11 protein-coding genes and 1 pseudogene are annotated in these 13001 nt (G+C 70.3%); 6 read left to right on the top strand and 6 right to left on the bottom strand.

Going from position 1 to position 13001, the window contains the following annotated elements; all coding sequences use genetic code 11:
• Positions 1–20: 20 nt before the first annotated feature.
• The 3 genes from ACJX2R_RS47455 to ACJX2R_RS47465 are packed head-to-tail and all read left to right on the top strand — an operon-like array spanning position 21 to position 3522.
• The gene (locus ACJX2R_RS47455) at positions 21–932 is read left to right on the top strand and encodes a carbohydrate ABC transporter permease (protein WP_371105926.1); all 912 of its coding nucleotides are present in this window, start codon (positions 21–23) and stop codon (positions 930–932) included.
• A gap of 11 nt (positions 933–943) precedes the next feature.
• Positions 944–2287 carry an ABC transporter substrate-binding protein gene (locus ACJX2R_RS47460; RefSeq protein ID WP_413105202.1) on the top strand — a complete coding sequence of 448 codons (1344 nt, stop codon included), beginning with the start codon at positions 944–946 and terminating at the stop codon, positions 2285–2287.
• A 32-nt stretch (positions 2288–2319) separates the two neighbouring features.
• Complete coding sequence (locus ACJX2R_RS47465) at positions 2320–3522, top strand: Gfo/Idh/MocA family protein (RefSeq protein ID WP_413105203.1); 1203 nt, start codon at positions 2320–2322, stop codon at positions 3520–3522.
• Between the two features lie 34 nt (positions 3523–3556).
• Here the strand turns inward: ACJX2R_RS47465 and ACJX2R_RS47470 are convergent, their stop codons facing one another.
• Together ACJX2R_RS47470 and ACJX2R_RS47475 are read right to left on the bottom strand one after the other, a co-directional pair.
• The gene (locus ACJX2R_RS47470; protein ID WP_413106132.1) at positions 3557–4237 is read right to left on the bottom strand and encodes a GntR family transcriptional regulator; all 681 of its coding nucleotides are present in this window, start codon (positions 4235–4237) and stop codon (positions 3557–3559) included.
• Between the two features lie 127 nt (positions 4238–4364).
• Entirely contained in the window at positions 4365–5738 is a 1374-nt protein-coding gene (locus ACJX2R_RS47475; protein WP_413105204.1) for an aminopeptidase P family protein, read from the bottom strand.
• A gap of 199 nt (positions 5739–5937) precedes the next feature.
• On the opposite strand from ACJX2R_RS47475, the gene ACJX2R_RS47480 reads away from it, so the two are divergent.
• On the top strand, positions 5938–8289 hold the full coding sequence (locus tag ACJX2R_RS47480) for a collagenase (RefSeq protein WP_413105205.1): 2352 nt from the start codon (positions 5938–5940) through the stop codon (positions 8287–8289).
• Between the two features lie 82 nt (positions 8290–8371).
• On the opposite strand, the gene ACJX2R_RS47485 is transcribed toward ACJX2R_RS47480, so the two are convergent.
• The 4 genes and pseudogenes from ACJX2R_RS47485 to ACJX2R_RS47500 all read right to left on the bottom strand — a co-directional run bounded on the left by ACJX2R_RS47485 (position 8372) and on the right by ACJX2R_RS47500 (position 10661).
• Entirely contained in the window at positions 8372–8857 is a 486-nt protein-coding gene (locus ACJX2R_RS47485; RefSeq protein WP_413106133.1) for a hypothetical protein, read from the bottom strand.
• Between the two features lie 242 nt (positions 8858–9099).
• A pseudogene (locus ACJX2R_RS47490) lies at positions 9100–9917 on the bottom strand (rod shape-determining protein).
• A complete protein-coding gene (locus ACJX2R_RS47495; protein ID WP_262697831.1) occupies positions 9914–10282 on the bottom strand; it encodes a TraR/DksA family transcriptional regulator in 369 nt (122 codons plus the stop codon). The pseudogene ACJX2R_RS47490 and the gene ACJX2R_RS47495 overlap by 4 nt, the downstream one beginning before the upstream one ends.
• 49 nt (positions 10283–10331) lie before the next feature.
• On the bottom strand, positions 10332–10661 hold the full coding sequence (locus ACJX2R_RS47500) for a TraR/DksA family transcriptional regulator (RefSeq protein WP_413105206.1): 330 nt from the start codon (positions 10659–10661) through the stop codon (positions 10332–10334).
• A gap of 375 nt (positions 10662–11036) precedes the next feature.
• Between ACJX2R_RS47500 and ACJX2R_RS47505 the strand changes: the two genes are divergently transcribed.
• Complete coding sequence (locus tag ACJX2R_RS47505) at positions 11037–11999, top strand: HAMP domain-containing sensor histidine kinase (RefSeq protein WP_413106134.1); 963 nt, start codon at positions 11037–11039, stop codon at positions 11997–11999.
• Between the two features lie 2 nt (positions 12000–12001).
• Positions 12002–12733, top strand: coding sequence for a response regulator (locus ACJX2R_RS47510; protein WP_413105207.1), 732 nt, complete (start codon positions 12002–12004; stop codon positions 12731–12733).
• Positions 12734–13001 lie beyond the last annotated feature (268 nt).

Below are 13001 nucleotides of genomic sequence, written 5' to 3' on the forward strand. Positions count from 1 at the left end.
GAAGAACCGGCATGGTTGCCATGACCACAGCGACACCGAGCGTCCGGCGCGTCCGGCGCGGGCCCACTCCCGGACGGGCCATGGCCTGGACCGTGATGGGCCTGATCGTCCTCATCACTCTGCTGCCCTTCTACTGGATCCTGCGCACCGCGCTCTCCTCCAATTCCGCGCTGGCCGGCGACCCCGCCAATCCCCTGCCGGTGGACTTCACCGTCGGTGGCTTCGAACGGGCCCTCGGCCTACAGTCCGCCGAGGAGGCGATCGCACAGGGCGGTGCGGGCGACGGGTTGGTCTTCTGGCGTTATCTGCTCAACTCGGTGATGCTCTCGACCTTGATCACCGTGTGCCAGGTCTTCTTCTCCGCGATGGCCGCGTACGCGTTCGCACGCCTCAAGTGGCGCGGCCGGGACAAGGTGTTCGGGCTCTTCCTGGCCGGTCTGATGGTGCCCGCCATCTTCACCCTGCTGCCGAACTTCGTGCTCATCAAGCAACTCGGCCTGGTGGACACGCTGCTCGGGATCGCCTTGCCGACGATGTTCATGACCCCGTTCGCGGTGTTCTTCCTGCGGCAGTTCTTCATGAACGTGCCACGGGAGGTCGAGGAGGCGGCGCTGCTCGACGGCGCCGGAAAGGTGCGGATCTTCTTCCGGGTGCTCCTGCCGATGGCGGCCACCCCCATCGTCACCCTGGCCGTCCTGACCTACATCACGTCCTGGAACGACTACTTCTGGCCGCTGATGGTGTCGTACAGCGACAGTTCGCGTGTCCTGACGGTGGCGCTGGCCACCTTCCGGGCACAGACCCCGCAGACCGGCACCGACTGGTCCGGGCTCATGGCGGCGACCCTCATCGCCGCGATCCCGATGCTCGTGCTCTTCGGTCTCTTCGCGCGCCGCATCGTCAGCTCCATCGCCTTCACCGGGCTCAAGTAGGGGGACATCAGATGCGATTCCGTACGGTCGTGGCGCTGACCGGAGCGCTGGCGCTGTCCCTGGTGACCGGATGCGCGAAGGGCGGATCCGCCGGGTCGTCCGCGCACACGGTGACGTACTGGATGTGGGACACCAATCAGCTTCCCGCCTACCGGGCCTGCGCGAAGGGCTTCGAGAGGGAGAACCCGGGCCTGAAGGTCAAGATCACCCAGATAGGCTTCGACGCCTACTGGACCAAGCTCACCGCGAGCTTCATCGCGGGCACCCAGCCGGACGTGTTCACCGACCATATCCAGAAGTTCGGGCAGTTCAGCGACCTGAAGGTGCTGCAACCGCTCGACGACCTGGGCATCGAGAAGTCCGACTACCAGCCGGGGCTCGCCGACAACTGGATCGGCGAGGACGGCCACCGCTACGGTGCCCCGAAGGACTGGGACACGGTCGCCCTCTTCTACAACAAGAAGATGGCCAAGGCGGCCGGGATCTCCGCCGGGAAACTCAACGCCCTCTCCTGGAACCCCGAGGACGGCGGCACGTTCGAGAAGGCCATCGCGCACCTCACCATCGACAGGAACGGCAAGCGGGGCGACGAACCGGGCTTCGACAAGCACCACGTCAAGGTCTACGGATTGGCCACCGGAGGCGCGGGCGACGACAACGGCCAGACCCAGTGGAGCCCCTTCACCGGCTCCGCGGGCTGGTCCTACACCGACAAGAAGCGGTGGGGCACGAAGTACAACTACGACAGCCCCACCTTCCAGTCCGCCGTCAAGTGGTACTTCAGCCTGGCGAAGAAGGGGTACCTCGCACCGCTCGAGGTCTACGGTGATCAAGCGAACCCGCCCAACGCGCAGGTGGCCGCGGGTAAGGCCGCGACAGCCTTCGACGGCGCCTGGATGCTCTCGACGTACTACGGGGCCAAGGGCCTGGACGTCGGCACCGCCCGCACCCCGGTCGGCCCCACCGGCAAGCGGGCCACGATGATGAACGGCCTGGCGGACTCGATCTCCAAGGACGCCCGCAACAAGGACGGCGCCAGGAAGTGGGTGAAGTACCTGGCCTCCGACGCGTGCCAGACCGCCGTCGGCAAATACGGGGTTGTCTTCCCCGCCACCCCGGCCGGCACCAGGGCCGCCGTCGCCGCCTACGGGAAAAAGGGAATCGACACCACGGCCTTCACCCAGCCGGTGGCGGACAAGAAGGACTTCACGACCTTCTCGTTCCCGATCACCAACTACGCCGCTGACGTGTATGCGCTCATGCGCCCCGCGATGCAGGACCTCTACGGGGGCGGCGCGCCCGCGAGCGGCCTCGACACGACCAACAGCCAGATCAACTTCATTTTCGATCAGTGAACTCTCCACGACTTCATGAAAGGCATTGCCGCATGACGTTCTCCCTCGGCATCGTCGGCGCCGGGCAGTTCTCCGGCCAGTTCGCCAAGCTGTTCCTCGCCCACCCGGGCGTCGGCGATGTCCACGTCACCGATCTGCTGCCCGAGCGGGCGGAGGAACTGGCCGCCACGGAAGGACTGTCGGGAACCTTCCCCTCGTACGAGGCGATGCTGGAGTCGAAGGCGGTCGACGCGGTGGCCATCTTCACCCAGCGCTGGACACACGGCCCGCTCGTACTCCAGGGTCTGAACGCCGGAAAACACGTGTACTCGGCGGTACCGATGGCGATCAGCCGCGAGGAGATAGCGGCGATCATCGAGACCGTACGCGCCACCGGCCTGACGTACATGATGGGTGAGACGAGCCAGTACAACCCGGCGACCGTGCACGCCCGCGACCAGATCGCCGACGGCGCCTTCGGACGGCTCTTCTACGCCGAGGGCGACTACGTACACGACATGGACCTCGGCTTCTACGAGGCATATCAGTACAGCGGCGGCGAGAACTGGAAGGCGACCGCCAGCTATCCGCCGCTGCTCTACCCGACGCACTCCGTCGGCGGGGTCCTCGGCGCCTGGCAGACGCACGCGGTGAGCGTGTCGGCGATCGGAGTGAAGGACGATCGCGGGGACGGCGTCTTCGACCAGGAGATCAGCCAGTTCGGGAACGACATTTCCAACGCCACCGCGCTGTTCGAGGTAGCGGGTGGCGGCTCGTTCCGTACGAACGAGTTCCGGCGGGTCGGCTATCCCTCGCACATCCGCGAATCGCGTTTCCGGTTCTTCGGGACGGACGCGAGCATGGAACAGCTCGCCACGGTGAGCTTCTGGCAGGACAAGGAGGGGGTCAAGGACATCACGGAGCTGCTGGAACCCAAGCCGACACTGGCTCCCGATGACCCGTCGCTCGAGCACATCGCGCCTGCCCTGCGCGCCGCCTTCACTTCGGGTTCCGCGCCCGTGCACGACCGGTCGCGGCTGCCCCGGGAGTTCGACCACCTGCACAACGGGCACGAGGGAAGCCACCACTTCCTGGTGGACGACTTCGTGAACGCGGTCAACACCCGCACACTGCCCTCCGTGAACGCATGGGTCGCGGCCCGCTACACCCTGCCGGGCATCGTGGCGCACGAGTCAGCGCGGCAGGGCGGAGTCCGGTTGGAGATCCCCGACTTCGGGGACGCGCCCGAGAGCTGAGCGGCCGTGGACCGGCTGCCCTCGGGGCAGCCGGTCAGGTGCCCGGACCTGTCGCGCCCTTGGCCCACAGCGAGCGCACATGGCCGAGGTGGCGGGCCATGCACGCCTCGGCGCCCGTCACGTCACCGGAGACCATCAGGTCGAGGAGTTCGATGTGCTCTTCTGCGGACGGGATCAGCTGGTCGCGCTCGTCCAGTGTGGTCAGTCCGTACAGCCGTGAGCGTTTCCGCAGGTCGCCCACGGTTTCTACGAGCCGGTCGTTTCCGCCGAGCGCGAGCAGGGACAGATGGAACTGACGGTCGGCCTCCAGATAGCCGATGAGGTCGTGCTCGCGCGCGGCGCGCACGATCTCCTCCGCCACCGGGCGCAGCGCCTCCAGATCCTCGCGGGCGGCGCCGCGGGTGATCCGGCCGATCATGGGGACCTCGATCAGAGCGCGGATCTCGGTGTACTGGTCGAGGTCGCGCTCGTTGACCTCGGTGACCCGGAAGCCCTTGTTGCGTACCGGCTCGACGAGGCCCTCGCGGGCCAGGTCGAGCATCGCCTCGCGCACCGGCGTCGCGGAGATTCCGAAGTCCTCGGCCAGACCGGGCGCCGAGTAGACCTCGCCGGGGCGCAGTTCCCCGGAGATCAGCGCGGCGCGCAGGGCATGGGCCACCTGGTCGCGCAGCCGCTCCCTGGTGGTGATGAGGTTGCGCTGCTTGAGGTGGCCCATGGCGGTTGGTGTTCCCTTCGTGTCCCGTGCCTTCACGGCCGAGAGGATCACCAGAGTACAATGTCATGTTGTTCTCGCGGGCGTCGTTCTCCGGGTACCCGTGTGCGGACGCGGCTGCCGCTCCGATTCAGCGACCCTCGATCAGCTCTCCCATCCACGCCTCGATCGCGTCCGGGGTGCGAGGTAGCGCACCCGACATCAGCCGTGCTCCTTCGGCCGTGATGACCAGGTCGTCCTCGATGCGCACCCCGATGCCCCGCAGTTCGTCCGGGAGCGTCTCGTCGTCGGCCTGGAGGTAGAGGCCGGGCTCGACCGTCAGCACCTGACCCTCCGCCAGTACCCCGTCCAGATAGGTCTCCGCCCGTGCCTGGGCGCAGTCGTGGACGTCGAGCCCGAGCATGTGTCCGCTGCTGCACAGGGTGTAGCGACGGTGGAAGTCACCCTCGGGGCTTTTGAGCACACCCCATTCGGTGAGCCCTTCCGCGATCACGCGCATCGCGGCCCGGTGGAAATCGCGGAAGCTCGCGCCCGGCCTGAGCGCCGCGATGCCCGCGTCCTGGGCGGCGAGCACGAGGTCGTACACCTGCCGTTGCACGGGGGAGAACCGCCCGGAGAGCGGGAGGGTGCGCGTGATGTCGGCGGTGTAGAGGGTGTCCGTCTCCACGCCCGCGTCCAGGAGCAGCAACCGCCGTGCGTCCAGGGGCCCGTCGTTCCGTATCCAGTGCAGGACGCAGGCGTGGGCACCGGACGCCACGATGGTCTCGTAGCCGGTGCCATTGCCCTCCGCGCGGGCGCGCAGACCGAAGACGCCCTCGATCCAGCGCTCGCCGCGCGGGTGGGCGAGGGCGCGGGGGAGGGCGCGCACCACGTCCTCGAAACCGGCGACCGTGTGGTCCACGGCGAGCTCCAGCTGCCCCACTTCCCAGGCATCCTTGATCAGCCTCAACTCGCTCAAGGCCGCGGACAGTTCGGCGTCGACCGTGGCGTCACGGCCCGGCGGCAGCTCCGTCCGGTCGCCGATGACGGCACAGCGGATGCCGGTCATCCGCGCGGTCTCGTCGAGGTCGGGGCGCCGGCCGACCCAGAACTCGCCGTAGCGCCGGTCCCGGTAGAAGCCGTCATCGGTGCGCGGCGAGCGGGGCCGCGCATACAGGACCGCCTCATGCCGGTGCGGCCCGTCCGGCTCCAGGACCAGGACATGCCCGGCCTGCTCCTCGCCGGTCAGACCGGTGAGCCAGGCGTACGCGCTGTACGGCCGGAAGCGGTGGTCGCAGTCGTTCGAGCGGACCTTCAGCTCTCCCGCGGGGATGATCAGCCGCTCGCCGGGGAAGCGGGCGGACAGCCGGGCGCGGCGAGCGGCGGTGAAGCCGGCGGCGGCCGGCCGGATGTCCACGGGCGGCGGGGACGGCGCCCAGCCACCCGTCATGAAGACCTCCAACTCCGGTGAGACGGGCAGGTCATGGCCGGCCGTCCGAGGTGCGCCGGTCAGGGGATCGTGCATCGGTCCTCCTCGATCCGTACGTTGACAGGCTCTCCGCGATCCGTCGCGTCGAGAGCCTTGCACCCTGTGCAATTTCACATTATTACGTTACGCATCACATGGCACCACGCGCTCTCATGTGCAGCCCCCCACAGGGCAGTTCAGGCCCTGAGGCACCGCTGCCCCATATCCCTCGCCACCTCCCTCACAGGAGCCAACGGTGTTCCAGTCGAGAAACCCGCGCGGATCCACGCGCGGAAGTCTGCTCACGGCCTTGGTGGCGGTGACGCTCTGCGTGACGGCGACCCCGTCCGGTCACGCGGCCGTCCCCGCTCCCGCGCGCCCTTCGGCGTTACGGCCGGTCGCCTCGCCCGACCCCTTCGACAGGGTCGACCGCCTGGCCAAGGCCCCCGGCCGGGCACGTAAGGTCCCCGCCCCCGGCGGCCTCACCGGCGGCGGTGTCCCCGGCACCCGAACGCCCGAGCCGAAGGGCCGGGGCAGTGCCGTCACTCCGCGCGCCACACTCGGCGAGGCATCCGTGCCCTGCACGCTGGACGGCGTCACCGGTCTGTCCCCGGAGCCGTTCGCCGACTTCCTGGCCGACCCCGCCGTCACCGCCGACGGCTGTCTGCGCTCCATCCTGTGGACCTGGGACCAGCGACTCGTCCCCGTCATGTCGGACGGGCATGTCCAGGCCGTCTCCCGCCGCATCACCCACCTAGCCGCCTCCCACGACGGCAAGGACGGCAGCCATCTGCTGGAGATGTTCACCTATCTGCACGCGGTGGCGTACCAGGACTTCTCACACGACGAGATCGACATCACCGACGCGCCGACCGTCAACGCCATGCGCGGGGCGGTCGACGCCTTCGGCTCGGCCGCCCGTACCTTCGACGCCACCCGGCCCAACGCCGAGACCCTGCGCGAAGCCCTGGACGCGGCCTCCGCCCCCGGTCTGCGTCAGCACCAACTGCCCCTGATCAAGCGGGTGCTGGCCACCATGGACGCCCAGCACCCCGAAACCGCCCAGGACACCTCCTGGGCCGGAGCCGCCCTCGCGGCGCTCACCGTCAACTACCTCGGCGTGTATCCCGGCAACAAGGACGCCGCCTTCCACGCCGCGGTGACGGCCGACCCCTCATACCGGGCGACCTTCAGCTCCTTCGCCGGCCACACCCACCTCAAGGACGGGCCCAACGCCTGGGTGGTGCGCGACGCGCTCAGCGAGTACGGCCGCTTCGGTCAGATCGAAGGGCTCCGCGACGAGATCGTCTCCGGCCTCGGCACCCTCCTGGACACCACCGCCCGCAACTTCGGGGACAGCAGCGCGCCCTGGGCGAAGGTCGCCACCTGGCTGGGGGTGTTCGAAGCCTGCGCCCCGTACCACGTGTGCAAGGACGACATCGAGAGGCGTCTCTTCCCGTACACGTACACCTACGGCACGGGCGGCACCGACGGCATCCAGGTCCGCACCGCCCTCGACCGGGACACCGTCGACCAGCTGTACTACGCGAGCAAGCAGGTCAAGGCGCAGTTCCACCGGGTGCTCGGCACCGACGCGCCCCTCGCGGACGACACCAACACCACGCTGCATGTCGTCCTGTACGGCTCCCGCGCCGACTACGAGAACTTCCACCCGCTCCTCACCGGCATGGACACCAACAACGGCGGCGTCTACATCGAGAGGGGGGCGACCTTCTACACCTACCAGCGGCGCGTACCGCAGGACTCCTCACTGACCCTGGAGGAGCTGTTCCGCCACGAGTACACCCACTACCTCAACGGTCGCTGGGCGGTGCCCGGACTGTTCGGCGAGGGACCCTGGTACGAGGGCGACCGGACCACCGCGATGGACGAGGGCACCGCCGAGTTCTTCGACGGCGCCACCCGCGACGACGGCATCCGGGTCCGCAAGTCCCTGGTCCAGGGGATCATCGACGACACGGCCGGCGGCGGGCCGCGCATGACCGTGAACCAGCTCCTGCACGCGACGTACGACGGCGACGGCTTCCGCTTCTACGACTACGCGGGCACCTTCTTCGAGTTCCTGTGGATCGAACACCCCTCCCTCCTGCGGGAGATGTACCGCGACCTGCGCTCCGACGACCCGGCGGCCTTCGACGCCTGGCGCGGCCGACTCGGCGGGGACGCGGGGCTCCAGAGCGCGTACGACCGTTTCCTCGACGAACGGATCGCCCACGTCGGCGACTTGTACGTGCCCCACACCACCTACACGCCCCCGGGCGAGCTCCGTGACACCACGGCCGACCAGATTCGCTCCTCCTTCACCGCGATGACCGCGTCCGACCCGACCTGCCGTGCCACCGGAGCGCCGGAGCGTCCCCGGTTCGTCTGCGCCGGCCGGATCACCGCGAACCTGACCGATGCCGGAGACACGGACGCGGTCTTCGAGGACATGTCCGAGACGGTCGACTACTTCATACTCGACCGCGCCGCGGGCGGCGACAACAACCTGACCGACATGAACTGCTGGTTCGGCGAGGTGGAGATCTGGTCCAACCAGCGCGCGGGCACGTCGGACTACACCTGCGAGGGCCCCCTCCACGGCTGACGCGTCACCGGCGTCGAGGTCGCGCCCCTGGCCCATGGACAAGGCTTCTCGGGCCGGGGGCGCGACTGCCGTCGGCCGTGGCTCAGGGGGAAGTGGTCCAGCGTGGCGCGGTCTCGGCCCACTCGGTGTCCCACTCGGCGAGATTGCGCCGGCGCAGGACCACGGCGGCGCAGCGGTAGGCGGCGGCACCGGTGAGGAGCACGGTCAGGAAGGCGACGAGCGCCCAGCCCATGGTGCGGCTGCGGATCTGTTCGGCGGTCATGGGCGGCTCGGCGATCGCTCCGTCCGCGTCGACCCACACGTGGACGGAGCTGCCCGCGTTCAGCCCGGGAAGGACATCGGTCTCTGCGGTGCGGGTCCGTCCGTTCGGGTCGGTGAAGCGGACCGTGGCCGGGTAGCGGTTCTCCCTCGCCTCCGCCGATCCGGGCTCCGGATGACCCGGGGCGTCGTGGGTGAGGACGGCGGTGGTGCGGTTCAGGGCCTGTCGCCGGTGCTCGACGGACGCGTGGTAGTGGCGGTGGGCGGCGTCACCGGTGGCGAACGCGGCACCGAGCCCCAGGACCGGCACGAGCAGCAACAACGCCAGTGCGATCCGGCCCCGAAGACGGTCGGTGCACCGGTACAGCGGATTGTGCCGCCAGCGCCACAGCGACAGGGGATGCGCGAGCCCGTGGTGCGGGGGGTCGGGAGGCGGCTGCGCGGGGGGTATCACGCCGGACACGGTGGTTCTCCTTCCGGGGTCGGGGGATGGCGTAGCGGAGACCCCGGCCGGTGGGGCGGCGGGGTCGGGACAGCGAAGGAGCGGGCCGGTCAGGGCGGGGACGTACCACTGGCCGACGGATGGCGGTGCGCGGCCTGGAGGAACTTGGCGGCGCCGCGGATCGCCGCGGTGTGCGGTGCGGGAACGGCCCGCAGAGGCGCGTGCGTACCGCCGATGAGCCGGCGAGTGAGGTCGGGGCGCAGGGCGCCGCCCCCGGCCAGCAGGGCTCCCCGGGCCAGGGCTCGGCGGTGAGGGACGTGCGGTCCTGCCGGAGCATTGAGGTGATCATGGCGGTGATGGCTTCGCCGATCTCCGCCGTGGCGCCGGCAACGGCGAGGTCGGCGGTGCCCAGGGCGGTGCGGCGGGCATCGAAGACCAGGCCGTCGAGGAGGAGCACCACTTCGGTGAGGTGGGCGCCGATGTCCACCACGAGCAGCGGCAGGGCGAGGTCGGCGTCCGCGGCCAGGGCGATGGCGCGTGCGGTGGGGACGATCAGCACCGCCCGCGGGCGCAGCACCTCCACGGCGGTGCGGGCCCGCTCCCGGTAGGCGGGGCCGTCCAGCACGGGCGCGGTGACCACCACCAGCGGGCGGGTGAGGCGGGGCAGGCGATGGCTGAGCAGCCGGTCGAGCATCCGGGCCGTCCCCGGGACGTCGACGATGGCGCCGCGCTGGATCGGGTACACCGCCCCGGCACCGGGGAAGGTGATGGTGGGTACGTCGAGGACCAGGCCGCGGCCGGCGATCCAGGCGCGGGTGCGGGCGCTGCCCAGGTCGAGGGCGAGGCCGCAGCAGTGCCGGCACGACGGCCAGGGCCGGTGCCGGTGCCCGGCGGGGGAGCCGGACCGGAAGCGGCGGAGGACGGTCATCGTCCGGCCTCCCGCACCTGCTGGCACCGTGCGCAGTAGCGGGCCTGCGGAACGATCATCAGTCGTTCGCGTTCGACGGGGCGGCGGCACAGGTGGCAGGTGCCGTAGCGGCCCTCGGCGATGCGCCGCAGCGCCGCCTCCACGTCGGCGAGGACCATGCGCGCGGAGGCGGCGACCTTGACGTGTACTTCGGTCTGTGCCGCGGAGCGGCGCCGGAGCAGATCCTCGGCGCGGGGCGGCGCGGCGATCTGCCGCAGCTGTTCCTGGCGGAACAGGAGCTGTTCGTGCAGGTTCTCCCGCAGCGCGGCGAGATCCTCTGGCGACAGGTGCGCGGCACGGTCGCCGATGGTCTGGTGGTTCACCACTTCACCCCTTTGAGCAGGGCGGAGACGAAGACGGGTCGGATGGGGCGGGTCAGGCGGTGGCGCGGCCCTGGCAGGCGACGCAGTACCGGGTGTAGGGGAGGATCTCCAGGCGTTCGGCGGGGATGGGCTTGGCGCAGCCCTGGCAGGTGCCGTAGGCGCCGTCGTCGACGCGGGCGAACGCCTCGTCGATCTCGGTCAGCACCTGCTGGATCGCCTCCGTCTGCGCGGACACCAGATGGGCGTCCGTGCTCTGCATGCCCTCGTCGAGGGCGCGCAGCTGGGCCAGGCGGCTGTTGCGGGCGTGTTCCAGGCGCTGGCGGGCCTCATGAGAGGTCAGTCGCCCGGGGCGGGGACCGGTCTGGGCGGTGTCGAGCGGCACGGTGAGGTCCTTTCTCGAAAGGCGCGCTACGCGCGGCAGCGGCCGCCCGGTCGCACCGGCCGCGGTCTCCACGACCGCGAGCACCGGCCGTACCGGACGGCTCGATCTTCTTCGACTCTGCTCGACTCGGCGTCGGAAGCCCATCGGGCGCGGACCCCATTTGCCCGGGACAGCGGTGACCACGGGGCGGTGGCGGGGGACGGCGCATGGGTACCCGATGACCTCGGATATGGGGAACGGACCCCATCGACCGTGCGCGGCGCGGGAGGCAGGCTGTGTCAGGCTCGGTCGTGATCAGTCGCCGCGACTCCGCCCGGGGCGATGAGCGACAGTAGAGATGATCACACCCGGAGCGCGGAAGGAGGAGTGTCCCAGGTGTCGCTGTTCTGGCGGATCTTCGGGCTCAACGCCCTGGTGCTGGGCACCGCCACGGCGCTGCTGCTGTGGGCGCCGGTGACCGTATCCGTGCCGGTGCTGCTGACCGAGGCGATCATCCTGGTCGGCGGTCTCGCCGTCATGCTGGTCGCCAACGGCACCCTGCTGCGCTGGGGCCTGGCCCCGCTGGACCGGCTGACCAGGCTGATGACCACCGTCGACCTGCTGCGCCCGGGCCAGCGGCTGCCCGTGCCCGGTGCCGGCGGCGGCAGCGAGGTGTCCGAGCTGATCCGCACCTTCAACGCCATGCTCGACCGGCTGGAGCACGAACGCGCCACGTCCAGCGCCCGCGTACTGCTCGCCCAGGAGGCGGAGCGCCGCCGCATCGCCCAGGAACTGCACGACGAGGTCGGGCAGAGCATGACCGCGATCCTGCTGGTGCTCAAGCGCGCCGCGGACGACGCCCCCGAGCCGCTGCGCGAGGATCTCTCGCAGGCCCAGGAGATCACCCGGGAGAGCCTGGACGAGGTGCGCCGACTGGTGCGCCGCCTGCGGCCCGGTGTCCTGGACGACCTGGGCCTGGTCAGCGCGCTGACCTCGCTCACGCAGGACTTCGCCACCCACACCGGGCTGCGTGTCGTGCGCCGCCTCGACGCCGACCTGCCCACCCTCGACCAGGAGAGCGAGCTCGTGCTGTACCGGGTGGCTCAGGAGAGCCTGACCAACGCGGCCCGCCATGCGGACGCACGGCAGGTCGAGGTGAGCCTGCACCGCGTCGGCGAGGCGGTGGCGCTGGAGATCGCCGACGACGGCCGCGGTATCGAGGCCGCCTGCGAAGGCGCCGGGATCCGCGGCATGCGCGAACGGGCCCTGCTCGCCGGGGCCACCTTGGACATCACCTCGACGCCCGGTACCGGCACCCGGATCCGCCTCATCACACCCGCACCCAGGAAGCAGCTCTGACCATGTCCGATCCGACCCCGCCCGGACCCAGCACGGACTCGGCACCGTCTCCCACGACCTCTCCCACGACCTCTCCCACGACCGCGACGCCGACCCGCATCCTGCTCGCCGACGACCACGCTCTCGTACGCCGTGGCGTACGCCTGATCCTCGACAGGGAACCGGACCTGGAGGTCGTCGCCGAGGCCGGGGACGGCGCCGAGGCCATCGAGGCGGCCCGGAGCCAGGAGATCGACCTGGCCGTGCTCGACATCGCCATGCCGCGCCTGACCGGCCTCCAGGCCACCCGCGAGCTGGTGGCGCTCAAGCCGGGCCTGCGCATCCTGATGCTGACGATGCACGACAACGAGCAATACCTGTTCCAGGCGCTCAAGGCCGGGGCCTGCGGCTATGTGCTGAAGTCGGTCGCCGACCGCGATCTGGTCGCCGCCTGCCGCGCCGCGATGCGCAACGAGCCGTTCCTCTACCCCGGCGCGGTCACCGCCCTGATCCGCAACTATCTGGACCGCGTCCGCCACGGCGAGGAAGACCCCGACCAGCTCCTCACCCCCCGCGAGGAGGAGGTCCTCAAACTCGTCGCCGAGGGGCACTCCTCCAAGGAGATCGCCGAGATCCTGTTCATCAGCGTCAAGACCGTGCACCGCCACCGGGCCAACCTCCTGCACAAACTCGGTCTGCACGACCGGCTGGAGCTGACCCGCTACGCCATCCGCGCCGGTCTCATCGAACCCTGACGCCCACCCCGCGTCGAGCACCCGGCGGGACATCGAGCACTCAGCAGGAAGGGACGGTGCATGCGCCCAGCACCCCGCACCATCCCGGCCGCCGGTCACCGGCTCGCGGGAACGCTCATCGCGCTCCTCGCCGTCCTGCTGGCGCTGATTCCCGCCGATACCCCGCGGGCCGTTTCCGGCCCGGTGCCCCAACCGGCCGCGGTGGCCCATCCGGCCCCGGCGGCCACGGGCGCCGAGCGCCCGGACACCGGTCCCCGCGCGGATGACC

Origin of the sequence: Streptomyces sp. Inha503 (genome assembly GCF_047215865.1) — a bacterium.
Lineage (GTDB): Bacteria > Actinomycetota > Actinomycetes > Streptomycetales > Streptomycetaceae > Streptomyces > Streptomyces lycopersici.